Source organism: Micromonospora zhanjiangensis (assembly GCF_042650605.1).
Lineage (GTDB): Bacteria > Actinomycetota > Actinomycetes > Mycobacteriales > Micromonosporaceae > Micromonospora_J > Micromonospora_J zhanjiangensis.
This window is the reverse complement of the sequence record NZ_JBHSBN010000001.1, coordinates 80159-101142: the sequence shown is the minus strand read 5'-3', so window position 1 is coordinate 101142 and position 20984 is coordinate 80159. Positions and strand designations below refer to the sequence as shown.

Below are 20984 nucleotides of genomic sequence, written 5' to 3'. Positions count from 1 at the left end.
GGGCTGATTCGTCACTCCCGGCGAATCGTCCGGTCACCATCGGGGGGTGGTTCCGTCCCGGTCCGGATCGCCGCCCAGTGCGGCGATGCCCAGCCAGTCGGCGCAGACGTCGGAGGTGGCGGGGTGCAGCGAGCCGCAGCGCGCGTCGCGGTACAACCGCTCCAGCGGATGGCCCCGTCGGGTGGCGGACGTGCCGGCCGCCTCCAACATGGACGCCGCCACCTCGGCGGCGGTGGTCCCGGCCAGCAGCTTCGCCCGCCACACCCACCGGTTGGTCTCGGCGTCGCCGGGCGCCTCGTCCACCCGGCGGGCCGCCTCGGCGACGACCAGCGCGGCGGCCGACACCGCCGCGTCGGCCCGACCGATCCGGGCCCGTACGGCCGGCAGCCCGGCGAGGCCGCGGTCGTTCAGGTGCTCGACGGCGGCGTCGACGGCCGCCCGGGCCACCCCGACGTAGACCGCCGCGTAGCTGGCCACCAGCCAGTGCGGCATCAACTGGGCCACCACCAGCGCCAGGCCCTCGACCCCACCGAGCAGCCGGTCGGCCGGCACGGTCACGTCCAGATGCAGGTCGTGCGAGGCGGTCGCCCGCATGCCCAGCGCGTCCCAGGTCCGCTCGACGTGCAGTCCGGCGCCGGCCGGCACCAGGAACTGCGACACCACCGACCGGTCGGCGACGCTGCGCGCGGCCACCAGGTACGCGTCCGCGTGCCCAGCCCCGGAGCAGAAGGTCTTGACCCCCTTGAGGTGGTAACCGCCGTCCACCGGCTCGTAGACGGTGGACAACCGGGAGAGGCGGGCACCGGCGCCGCGCTCGCTCATCGCCACGCCGTACCAGGAGCCGGCGGCGGCGTCGGCCAGCGCCCGGTCCCGGGCCGCGAGCGCCTCCGCCGGGACACCCAGCGCCTCGGCCAGTTCCTCGGTGACCGCGGTCAGCGCCCCGGTCACCGAGGCGTGCATGTTGAACACCAGGGCGGTGGCGCCGTTGCCGCGGGCCAACTCGGTGGCGACGGCGGCGTACCGGGCGAAGTCGGCGCCCGCGCCACCCAACTCGGGCGGGACCATCAGGCCGAACAGGCCGGCCTCCCGCAGGTCGGTGAAGTCCTGCTCCGGGAAGGTGCCGTCCCGGTCGTGCCCGGCGGCCCGAGCCGCCAACCGCGGTGCCAACCGGCGTGCGGCGTCCACTGCGTCGACCATCGTGTCCCCCCTTTCCCTCGGACCGGCCCCGGTCGGCCGGACTACCCGTCCTTCATCCCCCGGCCCTGGTAGAGCACGGCGGACGAGAAGGTCGGCACGATCCGCGGCGCACGACCGGCGGGCGTCGGACGCCCGCGCCGGCCGGGCACCGCGCGCCGGGCCAGCCAGCGCAGCGTGCCGGGCAGTTCCGGCCGGACACCCCGGACGCGCAGCCGCACCCCGTACCGGGCGCACTCGGCGACCAGGGCGCGGGCGTCGACGAACAGGCCCGGGTCGTGGATGCCGCGTGGCACCCCGGGCAGTCGTTCGGCCACCGCGACGGCGAGCAGCCGACTCAGCGCGGTGTCGTTCAGCGTGTCCAGCACGAGGGTTCCGCCGGGCCGCAGCACCCGGCAGGCCTGCGCCACCGCGGCCGGCCAGTCGGGCACGTGTTCGAGCAGTTCGCCGACCGCGACCACGTCGGCGCAGCCGGTCGCCAACGGCACCGCCGTGGCGTCACCGTTCACCGGTACGACGCCGTGCCCGGCCGCCTGCCGCAGCGCGGAGCCGACCAGGTCCACCCCGACGTGCCGGTAGCCCTTGTCGACGACGTGCGGGGCCAGCAACCCGGCGCCGCACCCGATGTCGACCAGCAGCGCGTCCGGTCGGGACGCCGGCGGCACCAGCGCGGCCCGGGCCGCGGCCAGCCAGTGCAGCATCGCGAACGCGCCGTCCGGCCGCCACCACTCGTCGGCCAGGTCGTCGTACTGACCGGGGTCGTTGCGGGGTCGGCGGGCGGACGCGGTCGGGTCACCATCCGTGGTCGTGTCCGCCGCCCGCATGGATCGAGCGTGGCACGACCGGCGGGTAACGGCCAGACTTCCCTTATGCCGCGAATGGTGTTAGGGCTGGTCCGGGCCAGTCATCCGGAGCCGGCGGCGGCGGTGACCACCGTCGCCGCCCTGCTCGCCTGGGGGGTCGGCCACCGGCCGGGCGGGATCCTGGCGGTCGCCGCCACCGTGCTGGCCAGTCAGCTGGCCATCGGCTGGGTCAACGACCGGCTCGACGCCGACCGGGACACGGCCGTCGGTCGGACGGACAAGCCGCTGGTCACCGGGGCGGTCGGCCGGCGGACGGTCGGGCTCGCCGGGGTGATCGCCGCCGCCGTGACACCACTGCCGGCGCTCACCCTGAACCCGGTCGCCGCGTTGGCCGCCACCGTCGCGCTGCTGTCCGCCCTGGCGTACGACTGGCCGTTGAAGTCGACCCCGGTCTCGGTGCTGCCGTACGCGGTATCGTTCGCCACGTTGCCCGCCTTCGTGGTGCTCGCCCTGCCCGGCGTGCCCACGCCGCCCGCCTGGCTGCCACTGGCCGGCGGCCTGCTCGGCGCCGGCGCGCACTTCGCCAACGTGCTGCCCGACCTGGACGACGACCGGCGGACCGGGGTACGCGGCCTGCCGCACCGGTTGGGCGCCGGCCGGTCCCGGACGGCGGCCGGCGTGCTGCTGCTCGCGGCGACCGTGGTGCTGGTCGTTGGACCGCCCGGGCCGCCCTCCTGGGCCGGGTTGGCGGCGGTCGTGGCCGCCGCGGTGGTGCTGCCGGTGGGCTGGCGGGCGGCCCGGTCGACCGGCGGGCGGGCGGCCCGACCGGTGGCGGCGTTCCGCGCGGTGATGCTGGTGGCGGTGATCGACGTCGCACTCCTGGTGGCCAGCGGCCGAGTGGTGTGACCTGCGCGAAGCGGGGAAACACCGGCACCGCGACCGGGTTGCCGGGTCGGCGTGTGAACGACGATCACGTCCCACTACCCTGGAGCCCGGTCTGCGCGGGTATGGCCACCACGCCCCGGCTGACAGCCGGGCGGGATCGTAACGAGGAGGACCGACGTGACGCGCTCGATCAGGGGACCCCGGCGGGCCGCGCTGGCCGGTGCGGCCGCGACCGCGGCGACGCTGCTGCTGTCCGGGTGCGGCGCGGGTCAGATCGCCCATACCGCCGAAATGGCGCCGACCGTTCCGGGCGCCAACGCCCAGACGACGGACGGCAACTACAAGATCCGTAATCTGCTGCTCGCCTACCCCGGCGAGAAGGGCTACCCGGCCGGCGGCAACGCGCCGGTCGAGGTCGGCATCTACAACGACTCGCACAGCCCGGTGACGGTGAAGGTCACCGTGGCCGGCGCCCGCTCGGTGGTGCTCTCCGGTGGCGCGGCCCCGTCGGGCGGCGCGAGCGCGAGCGCGTCCGCCGGGGCGAGCGCGTCCGCCGGCGCCACGCCGAGCGGGTCGGCCATCCCGTCCGCCGGTGGCTCGGCGAACCCGTCCGCCGGTGGCTCGGCGAACCCGTCCGCCGGCGGCTCGGCCAGCCCGTCGGCGACCGCCGAGGCCCCGGCCGGCGCGCCGGCGAGCCTGCAGATCCCCGCCCAGGGCTACCTCATCCTCAACCCCGACGGCGGCCGCTTCCTGCAGCTCGTCGGTCTGACCGACGCCGTCGCCGTGGGCCAGGCGGTGGAGTTGACCTTCGACTTCGGCGGCCAGCAACTCACGGTGAACGCGCCGGTCGCCGTGCCGCTGACCCCGGCACCGACGTCGTCCCCGGTGGTGTCCGAGGGCCACGAGGGCTGACCGGACACGGTCGGCCGGGCCGACACCGAGCCGTCGGGCCGGGCGGGGAGCTTTCCCCGCCCGGCCCGTTCCGTCGTACCGGTCGGATAGCGTTCCGCAGGTGACCTCCCGAACGACCACCCGGTCCCGCGCCGCGACCCGCGAACCCCGACCGGCCTACGAGTGCGACGCCTGCGGCCACCAGCCACCGAAGTGGGTCGGCCGGTGCCCCGAGTGCGGTGAGTGGGGCGCGGTCGTCGAGTCCACCGTGACCGGACCGACGGTGGCGGGGCGGGTGGTGACCTCCCGCGCCCCGGTCGAGCCGGCCCGGCCCATCGCCACCATCAGCGCCGCCCCGGCCAAGGCCCGGCCCACCGGGGTCGCCGAGCTGGACCGGGTGCTCGGCGGCGGGCTGGTCCCGGGCGCCGTGGTGCTGTTGGCCGGCGAGCCGGGGGTCGGCAAGTCGACCCTGCTGCTGGACGTCGCCCAGCAGTGGGCCGCCGGTGTGGGCAGCCCGTCGCTGGTGGTCAGCGGCGAGGAATCGGTCAGTCAGGTGCGGCTGCGCGCCGAGCGGCTCGGCGCCCTGCACGAGCGGCTCTACCTGGCCGCGGAGAGCGACCTCGCGGCCGTCCTGGGACACCTGGACGCGGTGCAGCCGGGCCTGCTGGTGCTCGACTCGGTGCAGACCATCTCCGCACCCGGCACCGAGGGCGTGGCCGGCGGCGTGACCCAGATCCGGGCGGTGACCGCCGCCCTGGTCGCGGTCGCCAAGGAGCGCGGCATCGCCACCGTGCTGGTCGGACACGTCACCAAGGACGGCCAGGTGGCCGGTCCACGGGTGCTCGAACACCTGGTGGACGTGGTGCTGCACTTCGAGGGCGACAAGCACTCGTCGCTGCGGATGGTGCGGGGGGTCAAGAACCGCTACGGCGCGGCCGACGAGGTCGGCTGCTTCGAGATGCACGAGGGCGGCATCAGCAGCCTGGCCGACCCCTCCGGACTGTTCCTGACCCGGTATTCCGAACCGGTGCCCGGCACCTGCGTGACGGTGTCCATGGAGGGGCGGCGGGCCCTGGTCACCGAGGTTCAGGCGCTGATCGGCGCCACCGTGGCGGGCTCACCGCGGCGCACCGTCTCCGGCCTCGACGGCGCCCGGCTGGCCATGGTGCTGGCCGTGCTGCAGCGCCGCACCGACCGGTTGACCCTGCACGATCGGGAGGTCTTCGCCGCCACCGTCGGCGGGATCCGGGTGGTCGAGCCGGCCGCCGACCTGGCGGTCGCCCTCGCGGTCGCCTCCGGGGGACTGAACCTCGCCATCGCCCCGCACCTGGTCGCCATCGGCGAGGTCGGCCTGACCGGCGAGGTGCGCCGGGTCGGCGCCGTACCGCGCCGGCTCGCGGAGGCCGCCCGGCTGGGCTTCCGGCACGCGCTCGTCCCGCAGGGCTGCGGCCCCGAGACGAGCGGCATCACCCCGGCCGGGATGCAGGTGACCGAGGTCACCGACCTCCGTTCCGCGCTCCGGCTGGCCGCGAGTCTGTCGGTGGAGTGACGACCGGACGACGTACCGTCGAGGGATACCTCGCCGAAGATCGGGTGGATAACCTAAGCCAGACAAGACCGGCCATCCGCCCGGCAGGCCCGACTTCCGGCCGTTGGGGCGGAAGTTGCGCCGATCAGAGCCCGCAAGGAGTAGGCGCGGTGGCACATCACAGTAACCACAACAGCACCCACCGCATGACAGTCCGTAGACTGTCCTGGTGCCGATCGACCGCGATGCGAACAGAATCACCGGCGCGATCCCACAGGTTCGCGCCGGCGCCCCGGCCTCCCCGCCGCGCACCGTCAGCGCCGGCCTACCGATGACCGGGCCCAGCAGCACCGGCGACCCGTTGCGCGCCAACCTGGCGCTGATGGCCCCCGGCACCGCCCTGCGGGACGGCCTGGAACGGATTCTGCGCGGCCGTACCGGGGCGCTCATCGTGCTCGGCTACGACAAGGTCGTGGAGACGTTGTGCACCGGCGGCTTCCCACTGGACGTCGAGTTCTCCGCCACCCGGGTACGCGAGTTGTGCAAGATGGACGGCGCCGTCGTGCTGTCCAGCGACGGCACCCGGATCGTCCGGGCCGCCGTGCACCTGATGCCCGACCCGTCGATCCCGACCGAGGAGTCCGGCACCCGGCACCGGACGGCCGAACGGGTCGCCCGGCAGACCGGCTACCCGGTGATCTCGGTGAGCCAGTCGATGCGGATCATCAGCCTCTACGTCAACGGCCAGCGGCACGTGCTGGACGACTCGGCGGCCATCCTGTCCCGCGCCAACCAGGCCCTGGCCACCCTGGAGCGCTACAAGCTGCGGCTGGACGAGGTCTCCGGCACCCTCTCCGCCCTGGAGATCGAGGACCTCGTCACCGTACGGGACGCGGTCGCGGTGGTGCAGCGACTGGAGATGGTTCGGCGGATCGCCGACGAGATCGCCGGCTACGTGGTCGAACTCGGCACCGACGGTCGACTGCTGGCCCTGCAGCTCGACGAGCTGATGGCCGGGGTCGACGCCGACCGGACCCTGGTGATCCGCGACTACCTGCCGGTCGGCCGGAAGGCTCGGACCCTCGACGAGGCGCTGGTCGAGCTCGACCTGCTCACCGCCACCGAGCTGATCGACCTGGTCGCCGTGGCCAAGGGGATCGGCTACCCCGGCGCGTCGGACGCGCTCGACGCCGCGGTCAGCCCGCGCGGTTTCCGGCTGCTCGCCAAGGTGCCCCGGCTGCCGGCCCTCGTGGTGGACCGGCTCGTCGGGCACTTCGGCAGCCTCCAGCGGCTACTCGGCGCGACCGTGGAGGATCTGCAGGCGGTCGACGGCGTGGGCGACGCACGGGCCCGCGGGGTCCGGGAAGGGCTGTCCCGGCTGGCCGAGGCGTCCATCCTGGAGCGGTACGTCTGACCGCTGACTCTCCGGGCCGGGCGGGCCGTGGGAGGTCCGGCCGTGGGCGCCGGCGGGCCGTCAGTCGGAGATGGTGAGCTTCACCGGAGCGCTGAGTTTGGTGCCGAGGCGGGCGAAGACCTGGTACTGGCCAGCGCCGGCGCGGTCACCAGCCGCCACCCCGCCACCGCACCTGCTGCTCTCCCGGCCGTTCCAGTCGAGGCCGTACTCGTTCTCCTGACCCGGCGGGAACGAGCGGACGTCGGAGCCCCTCCCGGTGCCGCAGGTGTCCGAGGACCAGACCCGCTGCGCCCCGATCTTGATGAACAGCTCCTGCAGGTCCGGCCCGACGTCGCGGCTGCAGGTCCGGTTCGAAATATTTTTGATCTTGATGCCCAGCTTGACGGGCACATCCTCGCCGCGCTGGACGGCGCTCGGGGTGGCCGACACGATCAGCGACATCTCACTGTCGGTGCACGAGCCGGGCGCGGGTGGCGGGACGTTCGGCACGTCGACGACCCCGCCGCCCTGCGGCGGGCCGACCTGCTGCGGACCGCCCTGGGCCGAATCGCCCGACTGGTCCCCGCCGGGGCTGGAACCGGCACCGGGCGAGGCTTCACCGGCTCCGGGCGACGTCGTGCCGCCCGGGTCGGGTGTCGGCCCGGCCTTCGTCGACCCGACGGTCGGCGTCGGTGACCCGCCGGCGCCCTTCGGCTTGTCGCCGGAGTCACCCGGTCCGCCGCACGAGTAGAGCAACACGATGAGGAAGAGCAGCCCGGCGCCGAGCACGACAGCGCGCCGCCGCCAGTAAACGGCGGAGGGGAGGGGGCCAACCGTCAGACGCATGATGCGCATACCGTAGCGGGGCCGCGGAAGTTGATCGTCACGACGCGCCGAGAGTCCGGCATCCGCCTGTCGGGGCGTACCGCTCGGATCGGCGTCACAGATAGACCTTGCGCTGGTAGATGGCGTGCGCGCCGGCCACCCGGTCCAGGAACAGCAGACCGGCGCAATGGTCAATCTCGTGCTGCAGGGCCCGCGCCTCGAAACCGTCGGTGACCAACCGGACCGGCTTGTCGGTGCCGGGCAGGACGCCCTCGACCACCAGCCGGCTGGCCCGCTTCACGTCGCCGGTCAGGTCCGGGACCGACATGCAACCCTCCCGCCCGGGCCGCCACCGGGTCGCCTCGACGACCCGGGCGTTACAGAGCACGAACTCGCCGTGCACGGTGACCGACTTGGGGTGGCCGGTCACGTCGACCGCGAAGAGTTGGGCGCCCACGCCGACCTGCGGCGCGGCCAGGCCGACACAGCCCGGGGAGACCCGCATGGTGGCGATCAGGTCCGCGGCGAGGCGTACCACCTCGTCGGCGAGCGGGTCGACCTCCGTGCCGGCCCGACTCAACACCGAGTGGGGTGCGGCGACCACCGGCCGGACCCGGCCGGGCGGACCGAGCACGGCCGGGGTCCAGTCGCCGAGCCCCGTCGACCCGGCGGTCACAGCAGGTCCGACTCGGCCGGCCGGAGCGTGATCTCCACGTCGAGGCCGGCACCGACCTCGGCCAACCGGGGTGTCAGTTCCGCCGCCGTTCCGGGCGACAGATCGAGTTCCGCGATCACCACGTAGAGCGGACCGACCAGCCGCGTGGTCAGGTCGGTGACGTTGCCGCCGGCTTCGGCGACCACCCGGGTCACCGCGGCGACGATGCCGAGCCGGTCGGCGCCGTGCACCGCCAGCACATACGCCTCGCCGGACCGGCTCGCCTCGACGTCGGCGCCGACCGTCCGTACGGTGGCCAGCAGCCGGTCGTCGGCGTGCAGCGGCGCCAGCGCGGCCTCGACCTCGGCGGCGGTCGGGCCGGTGCAGATCAGCGTCATCGCGAAGTGCCCGCGCAGCCGGGTCATCGTCGAATCGGTGAGGTTGGCTCCGAGCCGGGCGAGCGCCTCGGCTACGTCGGCCACGATGCCGGGCCGGTCGTGTCCGATCACGGTGATCGCAAGCTCGCTCATCAGGGCAGTGTGCCCGATGCCCGCCCGGCGCGGGCGTCGGACCGGCGGTCCGGCCCACGGTGCGGGACGTCGTGGTCGCCGACCGTCGTCCCGGCCGGCCGCACGCCGGGTGGGAGCCCGGGCATGGCAGGATCGACGGCGCGATGTCCGAGACCCAGTTCGCCGAGATGGCCACCCGGTGGTACGACCAGAACGCTCGTGACCTGCCCTGGCGGGAGCCGGACGTCGGCGCCTGGGCGATCCTGGTCAGCGAGATCATGTTGCAGCAGACGCCGGTGGTACGCGTCCTGCCGGCCTGGCGGGCGTGGTTGGCGCGCTGGCCGGTGCCGGCCGCGTTGGCCGCCGACACACCGGCCGAGGCGATCCGGATGTGGGGTCGGCTCGGCTACCCTCGGCGGGCGCTGCGGCTGCGCGAGTGCGCGGTCGCCCTGACGCAACGGCACGACGGCGTGGTGCCGACCGATCTGGACGCGCTGCTCGCCCTGCCCGGCGTGGGCAGCTACACCGCCCGGGCGGTGGCCGCCTTCGCGTACGGGCAACGGCATCCGGTGGTGGACACCAACGTCCGGCGCCTGGTGGCCCGGGCGGTGACCGGGCTCCCCGACGCCGGCCCGGCGACCCGACCCGCCGATCTGGTCGCCACCGAGGAACTCCTACCCGTCGAGCCGGCCCGCGCGGCCCGGGCCAGCGCCGCCTTCATGGAACTCGGCGCGCTGGTGTGCACGGCCCGGGGACCCCGCTGCGGCGAGTGCCCACTCGCCGAGGTCTGCGCCTGGCGGGCGGCCGGGCGGCCGGCCGCTCCGGGCCCGACCCGCCGACCCCAGCAGTACGCCGGCACCGACCGGCAGGTCCGGGGCCTGCTGCTCGCGGTGCTCCGGGAAACGGTCGGTCCGGTGCCCGGCGAGCGGCTGGATCTGGTCTGGACCGACGACGTGCAACGGGCCCGGGCCCTGGCCGGTCTGGTCCAGGACGGGCTGGTGGAACGGGCCGGTGCGGACGCGTACACGTTGGCCGGCGACCGCCGCCTGATCTGAGCCGCCGCCAACCGCGTTCCGGTCACCGCCCCGGCGACCAGCCGTACAGCCGGTCGACGCGCAGGCGTACCACCAGGCGCCGGTCGGCGACCATCGCGCGCCGGTAGTCGTCCCAGTCCGGGTGCTCGCCCTGGACACCGCGGTAGACCTCGACAAGCTCCTCGACGGTGGCGTCGTCCCGCTCGGCCGCCGGCGCCGACATCCGGACCTCGCCTTCCGCGACGGCGTACGCGGATCCGTCCGGGTTGGTGACGTAGAAGCTGGCGCGGGGATCGCGCCGGAGGTTGCGCACCTTCGCCCGGCCGTCGGTGGTGGAGATCCGGATCGACCGGTCCACCGGATCGGCGAGATAATCCACGTTGGACAGCTGTGGCCGGCCGTCCCGCTTGAGGGTCACCAGCACGCCGCGGCCGGTACGGCCGATCAACGTCCACAACGCCGCCGTCACGACCGGGTCCGGATCGTCGTGAGCGCCGCGGTCAGCCGGGCCGACTCGTCGAGCATGGCCTTCGCCGACTCGTTCATCGGCCCGGTGGGCAGCCGGCGTCCGTCGCCTTCCCGGCACCGACGCAGCGGGAGACTGACCGCTTCGGCCACCGGCATCATCTTCAACGTGGTCACCACCTGTTTCATCGTCCGGGCGGAAACGCCGACGGCTCCGGTCGGCGGTGGTCGCCGGCCGGAGCCGTTGGTCGTGATCTTCAATTGCCGGCCGGAGCCGGGTTCAGCGGGTCAGGTCACTCCCCCGCGGCGGCGGCGCCGCCCAGGTCGGCGGGTACCGCGTCGGGGACCTCGACGGGCTTGTCCGCGCCACGGAAGACCAGCTTGGACTTGTCGATGTTCTCCGGGTCGCCCTCGCAGTCCACCACCACGATCTGACCCGAGGTCAGCTCGTTGAACAGGATCCGCTCGGACAGGTTGTCCTCGATGTCCCGCTGGATGGTCCGACGCAGCGGCCGGGCGCCCAGCACCGGGTCGAAGCCCTTCTTCGCCAGATACTTCTTGGCGTTGTCGGTCAGCTCCAGACCCATGTCCTTGTTCCGCAGCTGGGTCTCGATCCGCTGGATCATGATGTCCACGATCGACAGGATCTCGCCCTGGTTGAGCTGGTGGAACACGATGGTGTCGTCGATCCGGTTGAGGAACTCCGGGCGGAAGTGCTGCTTCAGCTCGTCGTTGACCTTCTGCTTCATCCGCTCGTAGTTGGACTCGATGTCCTCCGACGCCTGGAAGCCCAGCGAGACCGCCTTGGCCACGTCCCGGGTGCCCAGGTTGGTGGTCAGGATGATGACCGTGTTCTTGAAGTCCACGATCCGACCCTGACCGTCGGTGAGCCGCCCGTCCTCGAGGATCTGCAGCAGCGTGTTGAACACGTCCGGGTGGGCCTTCTCGATCTCGTCGAACAGCACCACCGAGAACGGCCGCCGGCGGACCTTCTCGGTCAGCTGGCCACCCTCGTCGTAACCGACGTAGCCGGGGGGCGCACCGACGAGCCGGGACACCGTGTAGCGGTCGTGGAACTCGGACATGTCCAGCTGGATCAGCGCGTCCTCGGAGCCGAACAGGAACTCGGCCAGCGCCTTGGACAGCTCGGTCTTACCGACACCCGACGGGCCGGCGAAGATGAACGAGCCGGAGGGCCGCTTCGGGTCCTTCAGACCGGCCCGGGTACGCCGGATCGCCTTGGACACCGCCTTGACCGCGTCCGACTGGCCGACGACCCGCTTGTGCAGCTCGTCCTCCATCCGCAGCAGCCGGGAGGTCTCCTCCTCGGTCAGCTTGTAGACCGGGATGCCGGTCCAGTTCGCCAGCACCTCGGCGATCTGCTCGTCGTCGACCTCGGACACGACGTCCAGGTCGCCGGCCTTCCACTCCTTCTCCCGCTGCGCCTTCTGACCCAGCAGCTGCTTCTCCTTGTCCCGCAGCTGGGCGGCCCGCTCGAAGTCCTGCGCGTCGATCGCGGACTCCTTGTCCCGGCGGACCTGGGCGATCCGCTCGTCGAAGTCGCGCAGGTCTGGCGGCGCGGTCATCCGGCGGATCCGCATCCGGGCACCGGCCTCGTCGATCAGGTCGATCGCCTTGTCCGGCAGGAACCGGTCGGAGATGTAGCGGTCGGCCAGGGTGGCGGCGGCCACCAGGGCACCGTCGGTGATGCTCACCCGGTGGTGCGCCTCGTAGCGGTCGCGCAGGCCCTTGAGGATCTCGATGGTGTGCGCCAGCGACGGCTCGCCCACCTGGATCGGCTGGAAACGTCGCTCGAGGGCGGCGTCCTTCTCCAGGTGCTTGCGGTACTCGTCGAGGGTGGTGGCACCGATGGTCTGCAGCTCGCCGCGGGCCAGCATCGGCTTGAGGATGCTCGCCGCGTCGATCGCGCCCTCGGCCGCACCCGCACCCACCAGGGTGTGGATCTCGTCGATGAACAGGATGATGTCGCCCCGGGTGCGGATCTCCTTCAGCACCTTCTTGAGGCGCTCCTCGAAGTCACCGCGGTAGCGCGAACCGGCCACCAGGGCGCCCAGGTCGAGGGTGTAGAGCTGCTTGTCCTTGAGCGTCTCCGGAACCTCGCCCTTGATGATCTTCTGGGAGAGGCCCTCCACCACGGCGGTCTTGCCGACGCCGGGCTCGCCGATCAGGACCGGGTTGTTCTTGGTACGGCGGGAGAGCACCTGCATCACCCGCTCGATCTCCTTCTCCCGCCCGATGACCGGGTCGAGCTTGCCCTCGCGGGCGGCCTGGGTGAGGTTGCGACCGAACTGGTCCAGCACCAGGCTGGTCGACGGCGCGGCCTCGCCCGGGGCGGCACCGGCGGCGGCCGGCTCCTTGCCCTGGTAGCCGGAGAGGAGCTGGATCACCTGCTGGCGGACCCGGTTCAGGTCGGCGCCGAGCTTGACCAGCACCTGGGCGGCGACGCCCTCACCCTCGCGGATCAGCCCGAGCAGGATGTGCTCCGTACCGATGTAGTTGTGGCCGAGCTGCAGCGCCTCGCGCAGCGACAGCTCCAGCACCTTCTTGGCCCGCGGCGTGAACGGGATGTGCCCGCTCGGCGCCTGCTGGCCCTGGCCGATGATCTCCTCCACCTGCTGGCGGACGCCCTCCAGGGAGATACCGAGGCTCTCCAGGGCCTTGGCCGCCACGCCCTCACCCTCGTGGATGAGGCCGAGCAGGATGTGCTCCGTACCGATGTAGTTGTGGTTGAGCATCCGGGCCTCTTCCTGGGCCAGGACGACAACCCGTCGCGCTCGGTCGGTGAACCGCTCGAACATGCCCTCGTGCTCCTCACGTGCCGTGCGCACTCGATCTTGATGGTCCAAGCATCTTGGCGGGGCCGGTGCCTGGACGTCCAAGCCGGACGTCCGGCTCTCTTACTCTATCGCCGCGGGCCGACTCACCTGAGGTCCTGTGTTGCGGGACCACGTCGGCTTCGCACCCTTTATCCCAACCTCACGCGCTCAGCCGGTGTTCCCGACCCCGGGTGTACGCGCAAAGCGAAATCCCGTACCGGCCGCGAGCGGTCGTCCACCGACACACCCGGGCGCGTCCACAGGCTGTGGACAACTTCGTCCACTGGTGTGGACAACGCGGAAAGCACCTGGTCAGTTCCCGGATCGACGAACTTTCGCCGGCCGGATCCGCCGGTCGGGCAGCCCGGCCACCGGCGCCCGGAGGCGACAATCAACCGTAAATCGGACGAGAGGTCACTTCCGACCCCGCAAACGACGCAGCGCCGGGCCGGCGAGCATCGCTCACCGACCCGGCGCCACCGCCGGTCGGGGTTCGTCGTCGATCAGCGGCCGGCCTTGGCGTGGTATTCGTCGACGATCTCCTGCGGGATGCGTCCACGATCCGAGATGTCCCGACCTTCCTTCTTGGCCCAGGCACGGATCGCCTTGTTCTGTTCCCGGTCGGCCGTGGCCCCGCCCCGGCCCCGGGCCGCGCGACCGCCGACGACCACACCGCCGCGACCCACCTTGGATCCGGCCGCCACGTACGGCGCGAAAAGGTCACGCAATTTGCTGGCGTTCTTCTTCGAGAGGTCGATCTCGTACTGAACGCCGTCGAGCGCGAACTTGACCGTCTCGTCGGCGTCGCCGCCGTCCAGGTCATCGACCAGCTTGTGAATGATCTGCTTGGCCACGTGCCATAGTCCTTTCCAGCGGGCTGCTCCCGTTAAACAAGAGAACAATAGCCCGCACGATGCTTCCGGCGTCAATAGGACCCGGAAACTAACTCAGCAAGAGCCGGACGACTACTCCGCGCGCACCAACGGGAAGAGGATCGTTTCCCGAATTCCGAGCCCGGTCAGCGCCATCAGCAGCCGGTCGATTCCCATTCCCATGCCGCCGGCCGGGGGCATTCCGTACTCCATGGCGCGCAGGAAGTCCTCGTCCAGGAGCATGGCCTCGTCGTCCCCCCGGGCCGCCAACCGGGCCTGGGCCAGCAACCGGTCCCGCTGCACCACCGGATCGACCAACTCCGAGTAGGCCGTTCCCAGTTCGAATCCGCGGACGTACAGGTCCCATTTCTCGGCCAGCCCCGGCTCGGAGCGGTGCGCCCGGGTAAGCGGGCTGGTCTCCTCGGGGTAGTCCCGGACGAAGGTCGGCTGTTGCAGGCCCGGCACGACGAGTTCCTCGAAGAGTTCCTCGGCGAGCTTGCCCGGCCCCCACTTCGGGTCGACCGACAGGCCCACCTTCTCGGCGTACTGCACCAGCCGGGCCCGATCGGTCCGCACGGTGACCTCGTCACCGAGGGCCTCGGAAAGGGAGCCGAAGAGCGTCACCGAACTCCACTCGCCACCCAGGTCGAACTCGGTGCCGTCGGCGTGCGTCACCACGTGCGAGCCGCTGACCGCCTCGGCCGCGTTCTGCACCAACTCCCGGGTCAGCGCGGCCATCGTGTCGTAGTCGCCGTACGCCTCGTACGTCTCCAGCATGGCGAACTCCGGCGAGTGCGACGAGTCGACACCCTCATTGCGGAAGTTACGGTTGATCTCGAAGACCCGGTCGATCCCGCCCACGACGGCCCGCTTGAGATAAAGCTCGGGCGCGATTCGCAGATACAGATCGGTGTCCAGCGCATTGCTGTGCGTCACGAATGGGCGGGCCGCGGCGCCGCCGTGCAGCAACTGCAACATCGGCGTTTCGACTTCGAGGAAACTCCGCGCGTGCAGCGAATCCCGCAGACTGCGCACCACCGTCGCCCGGTCGCGTACCGTCTGCCGGGCCAGCGGCCGGACGATCAGGTCGACGTACCGCTGGCGGACCCGGGCCTCCTCGCTGAGCGGCTTGTGCGCCACCGGGAGCGGCCGCAACGCCTTGGCGGTCAGCGTCCAGGAATTCGCCAGCACCGACAGCTCGCCCCGGCGGCTCGTGATCACCTCGCCGGTCACTCCGACATGGTCGCCCAGGTCGATCTGCCGCTTCCACTCGTCGAGCCGCTCCCGGCCGACCTTGTCCAGGGAGAGCATCGCCTGCAACTCGGTGCCGTCACCGTCCCGCAGGGTGGCGAAGCAGAGCTTGCCGGTGTTCCGGAGGAAGATCACCCGTCCCGTCACCGCCTCGACGTCCCCGGTCGCGGTGTCCGTGGGCAAATCGGCGTACCGGGTCCGGATCTCGGCCAGCGTGGCGGTACGCGGGTAGCCCACCGGGTACGGCTCGATTCCCTCCGCGAGCATCCGGTCCCGCTTCTCCCGGCGGACCCGCATCTGCTCCGGAAGATCGTCAGCGGGGTCGGCTGGTACGGCGTTCTGCTCGGTCACGGCACGCTTCCTCAGAAGGAGATATCGGGCGGGGTCAGGCCACGAGCGTACTCAAGCGCCCAGTCGACCGTTAGCCGATAACCTGCCCGCCATGACCGAACCCACTCCCGCCCTGTCCTTCGGGTCCGCCGCCGCCGCCTACGACCGGTTCCGCCCGCGCTATCCGCGGGAGGCGGTGCGCTGGGCGCTGGACCTCACCCGGCCCGCCGCCCGGGTGGTGGACCTCGGCGCGGGCACCGGCATCCTCTCCCGGGAAATCCTCGCCCAGGGACACCACGTCGTGCCGGTGGAGCCGGATCCGGGCATGCGGGCACAGTTGGCCGCCGGCACCCCGGGCAGCACCGCCCTGGCCGGCAGTGCCGAGTCGATACCGCTGCCGGACGGCGACGCGGACGCGGTACTGGTCGGGCAGGCGTACCACTGGTTCGACAAGGAGCGGGCGCACGCCGAGGTGGCCCGGGTGCTGCGCCCGGCGGGGACCTTCGCTCCGATCTGGAACATGCGGGACGACCGCGTCGACTGGGTGGTCGAGCTGGGTCGGATCGCCCACCTGGGCGACAGCGCGGACACCCTGGTCGGGAAGCTCACCGACTTCGGCCCGGCCTTCGACGCGATCGAGCTGGGCGAGTTCGGCCACCGCACCGCCCTGGCCCCGGAGCAGGTGATCGAACTGGTCCACACCCGGTCGTACTACCTGACCGCCGAGCGACGGCAACGGGACCGGGTCGACCGGGAGCTGTGGGAATTGTTCGCCGGCCATCCCGATCTGACCGGACGGCAGACCGTCGAGCTGCCGTACCGGACGTTCGTCTTCCGGGCCCGGCGACGCTGAGTCCCGCGGCGGCCGACCCCGGCGGCGGTACGGGCCCGGCGCGTCCGGGGTCAGATGTTGCGCTCGTAGACCATCCGCAGCCCGATCAACGTGATCATCGGCTCGTGGTGGGTGATCGTCCGGCACTCGCCGATCACCAACGGAGCCAGGCCACCGGTGGCGATCACCGCCCGCAGGCCGCCCAACTCCTCGACCATCCGCTCGACGATCCGGTCCACCTGACCGGCGAACCCGAAGTACATGCCGGACTGCAGACACTCCACGGTGTTCTTGCCGATCACCGACCGCGGCCGGGTCGGCTCGACCTTGCGCAGCTGGGCGGCCCGGGCGGCGAGCGCGTCGAAGGAGATCTCGATGCCCGGGGCGAAGGCGCCACCGAGGAACTCACCCCGGCCGCTGATCACGTCGAAGTTGGTGGTCGTACCGAAGTCGACCACCACCGACGGCCCGCCGTAGAGGGTGTACGCGGCCAGCGTGTTGACCACCCGGTCGGAGCCGACCTCCTTGGGGTTGTCGATGGCCAACTGGACGCCCGTCTTCACCCCCGGCTCGACGATCACGCTCGGCGTCTCGGCGTAGTAGCGGGCCAGCATGGTCCGCAGCGAACGCAGCGCGGCCGGCACGGTCGAGCAGGCGGCCACGCCGGTGATCTCCACCGCGTCGTCGGTCAACAGACCACGGAACTTGAGGCCGAGTTCGTCGGCGGTCGACCGGGCGTCGGTCTTGATCCGCCAGGAGTGGACCAGCTTGTCGCCCTCGAAGGTGGCCAACACCGTGTTGGTGTTACCGATGTCGATGCACAGCAGCATGCGTCAGTCCCGGGGCCGGAGGTCGAGTGCGATGTCCAAGATAGGCGAGCTGTGGGTGAGCGCCCCCACCGACAGATAGTCGACCCCGGTCGTGGCGTACCCGGCGACGGTGTCCAGGGTGAGCCGGCCGGTCGCCTCCAGCTCGGCCCGGTCGCCCACCTCGGCCACCACCGCACGCAGCGCGTCCGGCGTCATGTTGTCACAGAGCAGGAAGTCGGCGCCCGCCTCGACGGCCTCGACCGCCTCGGCCAGGGTGGTGATCTCGACCTGCACCGGCACGTCCGGGAAGGCGGACCGGACCCGCCGGTAGGCGGCGGCGATGCCACCCGCCGCCAGCTTGTGGTTGTCCTTGATCATCGCGACGTCGAACAGGCCCATCCGCTTGTTCGTGCCGCCGCCGGCCCGGACCGCGTACTTCTCCAGGACCCGCAGGCCCGGCGTGGTCTTCCGGGTGTCCAGCACGGTCGCCTTGCCGCCGGCCAGCGCGTCGGCCCAGGCGCGGGTGTGGGTGGCCACCCCGGACATCCGACTCAGCAGGTTGAGCGCGGTCCGCTCGGCGGTGAGCAGCACCCGGGTCGGACCGGTCACCCTCGCCAGCGCGTCACCGCGGACCACCCGGTCGCCGTCCGCGACCAGCGGCGTGACCTCGACCGTATGACCGGCCGCGGTCCACCGACCCACCGTCTCGAAGACCGCACCGGCCACCGCCAGCCCGGCGACCACGCCGTCGGCCCGGGCGACCAGCTCGGCGGTGTCGGTCTGCTCGGCCGGGATCGTCGCGACGCTGGTGACGTCGATCCGGTCCGGCCCGAGATCCTCCGCCAACGCCTCCCGGACGATCTTCTCGACGATCACCGGGTCGAGCCCGACGGCCCGGAGCGCGGCAACGCCGGACGGGGACAACGGCACTTCCGGCCCGGTGCCGGTGCCGGTGCCGGTCCCGGTTTCCCTGCCGGTGCCGGTGGAGTGCGGAGGCGGCGTCGACGGGCCGCCCGAATCGGGTTGGACAGGGTTCACCGTGTTACCTCCCAGGTGTGGCGCAGTTCTCCGTCGGCGCCGACGGCGGCGACGAGATGGCCGCGCCACTCGTCGACCGCGGTCGGGAAGTCCTCCCGCCAGTGGCAGCCCCTGGTCTCCTGCCGGGCGTATGCCGCGCCGACCAGCGCCGTCGCCACGGTGAGCAGGTTGGTCGCCTCCCAGCTCGCGGTGCGCGGGGCGACCCGTCCGGCGCCGAGCCCGACGAGTTCGGCGGCGGTGGCGCGCAACGACGCGGCGGACCGGAGCACCCCGGCGCCCCGGCTCATCGACCGGGCCAACGCCGGCCGGGCGGCCGGGTCCAGCACCCAGCCGGCGCCGCCCCGCCACGCGCCGTCCGGCGCGGGTTCGGCCTGCTCCGGCAGCTCGCGGGCGATGTCCTCGGCGATCCGGCGGGCGAACACCAGCCCCTCCAGCAGCGAGTTGCTGGCCAGCCGGTTCGCGCCGTGCACGCCCGTGCAGGCGACCTCGCCGCAGGCGTACAGGCCCGGGATCGAGGTACGACCGGCCAGGTCGGTACGGACCCCGCCGGAGGCGTAGTGGGCGGCCGGGGCGACCGGGATCAGGTCGGTGGCCGGGTCCACGCCGACGGCCAGGCAGGACGCCACGATGGTCGGGAACCGGCGGGCCAGGAACTCCCCGCCGAGGTGCCGGGCGTCCAGGAAGACGTGGTCCGCCCCGGTGGCCAGCAGCACCCGGTGGATCCCCTTGGCCACCACGTCGCGCGGCGCCAGCTCGGCCAGTTCGTGCTGGCCGACCATGAACCGCTTGCCGTCCGCGTCGACCAGGTACGCGCCCTCGCCGCGGAGCGCCTCCGACACCAGCGGCTGCCGGGCCCGCGCCTCGCCGGCCGGGTCGCCGACCCCGCCGGCCCCGACCACCAGCGCGGTCGGGTGGAACTGGACGAACTCCAGGTCGGTGACCGCCGCGCCGGCCCGCAGGGCGAGCGCCACCCCGTCCCCGGTGGAGACGGCGGGGTTCGTGGTGGCCGCGTAGATCTGCCCCATCCCGCCGGTGGCCAGCACCACCGCGCGGCCCAGGATCGCGCCGACCCCGTCCTCGCTGCCCTCGCCGAGCACGTGCAGGGTGATCCCGCAGGCCCGGCCCGGGGCGTCACCGTCGGCCGGCGCGCGCAGCAGGTCCAGCACCAGGGCGTGCTCGACCAGCCGGATCCACGGGTCGCGGGACACCGCGGCGTGCAGCGCCCGCTGCACCTCGGCGCCGGTGGCGTCGCCGCCGGCGTGCACGATCCGGTCGGCCCGGTGCCCGCCCTCGCGGGTCAGCATCAGGGAGCCGTCCGGATTGCGGTCGAACTCGGCCCCGGCCCGGATCAACTCCCGCAGCCGGGTCGGCCCCTCCTCGACCAGCACCCGCACCGCCGCCGGGTCGCACAGGCCCACCCCGGCCAGTTCCGTGTCCGAGGCGTGCGCCGCCGGGGTGTCCAGCGGATCCAGTACGGCGGCGATGCCGCCCTGCGCCCAACGGGTCGAGCCGTCGTCGATGTTGACCTTGGTCACCACGGTGACGTGCAGTCCGGTCTGCCGCAGGTTGAGCGCGGCGGTGAGCCCGGCGATGCCCGACCCGACGACGATGACGTCGGTGGTCTCCACCCAGCCGGGTGGCGGCGCGGCGAGCAGGGTGGGCAGCGCCGGCAGGTCAACGGTGGGCAGGTGCATGGGGACAGTCAACCGCGCCCCGGGGACGCACGGGCGCGCGGGGGCGAACCGAGTGGGCCAGAGCGCATTTCCTGCCCCGGTGTCCGGGACCGGGCGGTGTCCGGGACCAGACGGTGGGAGGAGCCGGGCGGTGGCAGGAGCCGGCCGCCTTGCGGGTGCCTACTCGAACTGGATCGGCAGCGCGGCCACTCCGGCGCCCTTCAGCGACGCGGTCAGGTTGCGGTTGCTGATCCAGAGGTAGCAGCGCACGCCCCGGTTCCCGGCCTTCCAGTCGTCCGGCGTGCCGGGCAGCGCCACCACGCCGGTCCGGAACCGCATGTTGGCGTCGGCCGGGGCGTTGACGTACTTCGCCACGACGTTGCGACACTCGGCGTAGAACCGGACCCAGTCGGCGTCCCTGGTCGGGTAGTTGCCCTCCGGTGCCGTCCAGACCCCGGTGAACTCGCCGTTGTGCGTCTTCGTGCACTCGGCGGCCGGCATTTTGTCGATGCGTTTCTTGCTGTCGAGCTTGACGGCGTAGCAGCGCAGGGCGAGCGGGGAGCCGGTCTTCAGGCCGCCGCGGAGGCTGCCGGTGCGGGTGGTCGGATTGCCCTCGTCCTCGACGGTGGTCAGTTCGACCAGGTCGCAGCGGAACCAACGCGAGCCGCCCGCCCAGGCCTGGGTGGACGGCAACGCGACGCCGAGCCAGAGCCGGCCGGACCGCCAGTCGGCGCCCACGTACCCGCTGGCCCTGGCGTCGCACTCGCGGTAGGCGGTGCGGTACTCCGCGGAGCCCGGCGGGGGCGGGGTCTGCCGGGTGGCCGCCGCGGCGGTGAACGTACCCACGTGGACGGTCTCGGTCATGTGCGGCGACGCGCAGTCGACCGGGTCGAACGCCGACAGGTAGGCGGTCTCGGCGAACTCGCCGCTCTGGCAGACTCCCGTCGGTGGGGTGAACGCCTTGGGTTCGGTCAGCGCGGCCCAGTCGTCGGTCAGGTCCCGGTCCACCCCGGCCGGTGCGCCGCAGCCGGTCAGCAACAGGACGGCCGCACCGGCGACGGCCACGACGGTCGACCAACGACGCATGGCGCACCTCCCCTGATCGGCCGGTACGGACGCCTCTCAGGGTACGACAGCGGGACCAGCCGACCGGTCGGCGA

20 protein-coding genes are annotated in these 20984 nt (G+C 72.7%); 6 read left to right on the top strand and 14 right to left on the bottom strand.

Going from position 1 to position 20984, the window contains the following annotated elements:
- Positions 1 to 33: 33 nt before the first annotated feature.
- The gene (locus tag ACFOX0_RS00460) at positions 34 to 1197 is read right to left on the bottom strand and encodes an acyl-CoA dehydrogenase family protein (protein WP_377541336.1); all 1164 of its coding nucleotides are present in this window, start codon (positions 1195 to 1197) and stop codon (positions 34 to 36) included.
- A 41-nt stretch (positions 1198 to 1238) separates the two neighbouring features.
- Positions 1239 to 2018 carry a methyltransferase domain-containing protein gene (locus ACFOX0_RS00455; protein ID WP_377541335.1) on the bottom strand — a complete coding sequence of 260 codons (780 nt, stop codon included), beginning with the start codon at positions 2016 to 2018 and terminating at the stop codon, positions 1239 to 1241.
- 45 nt (positions 2019 to 2063) lie between these two features.
- Between ACFOX0_RS00455 and ACFOX0_RS00450 the strand changes: the two genes are divergently transcribed.
- The 4 genes from ACFOX0_RS00450 (at position 2064) to disA (ending at position 6715) form a co-directional block, all read left to right on the top strand.
- Positions 2064 to 2903, top strand: coding sequence for a UbiA family prenyltransferase (locus ACFOX0_RS00450; RefSeq protein WP_377541334.1), 840 nt, complete (start codon positions 2064 to 2066; stop codon positions 2901 to 2903).
- 156 nt (positions 2904 to 3059) lie between these two features.
- Positions 3060 to 3794: a hypothetical protein gene (locus ACFOX0_RS00445; protein WP_377541333.1), complete on the top strand. Its 735-nt coding sequence runs from the start codon at positions 3060 to 3062 to the stop codon at positions 3792 to 3794.
- Between the two features lie 100 nt (positions 3795 to 3894).
- A complete protein-coding gene (gene radA / locus ACFOX0_RS00440) occupies positions 3895 to 5322 on the top strand; it encodes a DNA repair protein RadA (protein ID WP_377541332.1) in 1428 nt (475 codons plus the stop codon).
- A gap of 208 nt (positions 5323 to 5530) precedes the next feature.
- Complete coding sequence (gene disA / locus ACFOX0_RS00435) at positions 5531 to 6715, top strand: DNA integrity scanning diadenylate cyclase DisA (protein ID WP_377541331.1); 1185 nt, start codon at positions 5531 to 5533, stop codon at positions 6713 to 6715.
- A gap of 60 nt (positions 6716 to 6775) precedes the next feature.
- On the opposite strand, the gene ACFOX0_RS00430 is transcribed toward disA, so the two are convergent.
- The 3 genes from ACFOX0_RS00430 to ACFOX0_RS00420 form a co-directional block, all read right to left on the bottom strand.
- Positions 6776 to 7540 (bottom strand): hypothetical protein, encoded by a 765-nt coding sequence (locus ACFOX0_RS00430; RefSeq protein WP_377541330.1) that lies wholly within the window; start codon positions 7538 to 7540, stop codon positions 6776 to 6778.
- Between the two features lie 94 nt (positions 7541 to 7634).
- The gene (locus tag ACFOX0_RS00425) at positions 7635 to 8195 is read right to left on the bottom strand and encodes a peptide deformylase (RefSeq protein WP_377541329.1); all 561 of its coding nucleotides are present in this window, start codon (positions 8193 to 8195) and stop codon (positions 7635 to 7637) included.
- Complete coding sequence (locus ACFOX0_RS00420) at positions 8192 to 8704, bottom strand: glycine cleavage system protein R (protein WP_377541328.1); 513 nt, start codon at positions 8702 to 8704, stop codon at positions 8192 to 8194. The genes ACFOX0_RS00425 and ACFOX0_RS00420 overlap by 4 nt, the downstream gene beginning before the upstream one ends.
- A 143-nt stretch (positions 8705 to 8847) precedes the next feature.
- Between ACFOX0_RS00420 and ACFOX0_RS00415 the strand changes: the two genes are divergently transcribed.
- Positions 8848 to 9738 (top strand): A/G-specific adenine glycosylase, encoded by an 891-nt coding sequence (locus ACFOX0_RS00415; protein ID WP_377541327.1) that lies wholly within the window; start codon positions 8848 to 8850, stop codon positions 9736 to 9738.
- 22 nt (positions 9739 to 9760) lie between these two features.
- Here ACFOX0_RS00415 and ACFOX0_RS00410 read toward each other — a convergent pair whose 3' ends face one another.
- From ACFOX0_RS00410 to lysS, 5 genes are all read right to left on the bottom strand, one after another.
- Positions 9761 to 10186, bottom strand: a complete 426-nt coding sequence (locus ACFOX0_RS00410) for a PPOX class F420-dependent oxidoreductase (RefSeq protein ID WP_377541326.1) — start codon at positions 10184 to 10186, stop codon at positions 9761 to 9763.
- Positions 10183 to 10362 carry a hypothetical protein gene (locus tag ACFOX0_RS00405; RefSeq protein ID WP_377541325.1) on the bottom strand — a complete coding sequence of 60 codons (180 nt, stop codon included), beginning with the start codon at positions 10360 to 10362 and terminating at the stop codon, positions 10183 to 10185. Before ACFOX0_RS00405 ends, ACFOX0_RS00410 begins: the two co-directional genes overlap by 4 nt.
- 113 nt (positions 10363 to 10475) lie before the next feature.
- On the bottom strand, positions 10476 to 13001 hold the full coding sequence (locus ACFOX0_RS00400; protein ID WP_377541845.1) for an ATP-dependent Clp protease ATP-binding subunit: 2526 nt from the start codon (positions 12999 to 13001) through the stop codon (positions 10476 to 10478).
- A gap of 521 nt (positions 13002 to 13522) precedes the next feature.
- The gene (locus tag ACFOX0_RS00395) at positions 13523 to 13873 is read right to left on the bottom strand and encodes a histone-like nucleoid-structuring protein Lsr2 (RefSeq protein ID WP_377541324.1); all 351 of its coding nucleotides are present in this window, start codon (positions 13871 to 13873) and stop codon (positions 13523 to 13525) included.
- 111 nt (positions 13874 to 13984) lie between these two features.
- Positions 13985 to 15493 carry a lysine--tRNA ligase gene (gene lysS / locus ACFOX0_RS00390; RefSeq protein ID WP_377541323.1) on the bottom strand — a complete coding sequence of 503 codons (1509 nt, stop codon included), beginning with the start codon at positions 15491 to 15493 and terminating at the stop codon, positions 13985 to 13987.
- A gap of 91 nt (positions 15494 to 15584) precedes the next feature.
- Here lysS and ACFOX0_RS00385 point away from each other — a divergent pair, with 91 nt between their 5' ends.
- Positions 15585 to 16325, top strand: a complete 741-nt coding sequence (locus tag ACFOX0_RS00385; protein ID WP_377541322.1) for a class I SAM-dependent methyltransferase — start codon at positions 15585 to 15587, stop codon at positions 16323 to 16325.
- 50 nt (positions 16326 to 16375) lie between these two features.
- On the opposite strand, the gene ACFOX0_RS00380 is transcribed toward ACFOX0_RS00385, so the two are convergent.
- The 4 genes from ACFOX0_RS00380 to ACFOX0_RS00365 all read right to left on the bottom strand — a co-directional run bounded on the left by ACFOX0_RS00380 (position 16376) and on the right by ACFOX0_RS00365 (position 20910).
- Entirely contained in the window at positions 16376 to 17134 is a 759-nt protein-coding gene (locus tag ACFOX0_RS00380; protein ID WP_377541321.1) for a type III pantothenate kinase, read from the bottom strand.
- 3 nt (positions 17135 to 17137) lie between these two features.
- Positions 17138 to 18037: a carboxylating nicotinate-nucleotide diphosphorylase gene (gene nadC, locus ACFOX0_RS00375; RefSeq protein WP_377541844.1), complete on the bottom strand. Its 900-nt coding sequence runs from the start codon at positions 18035 to 18037 to the stop codon at positions 17138 to 17140.
- A 110-nt stretch (positions 18038 to 18147) separates the two neighbouring features.
- The gene (locus ACFOX0_RS00370; RefSeq protein WP_377541320.1) at positions 18148 to 19845 is read right to left on the bottom strand and encodes an L-aspartate oxidase; all 1698 of its coding nucleotides are present in this window, start codon (positions 19843 to 19845) and stop codon (positions 18148 to 18150) included.
- Positions 19846 to 20004: 159 nt separating this feature from the next.
- Positions 20005 to 20910 (bottom strand): septum formation family protein, encoded by a 906-nt coding sequence (locus ACFOX0_RS00365; protein WP_377541319.1) that lies wholly within the window; start codon positions 20908 to 20910, stop codon positions 20005 to 20007.
- Between the last annotated feature and the right edge of the window lie 74 nt (positions 20911 to 20984).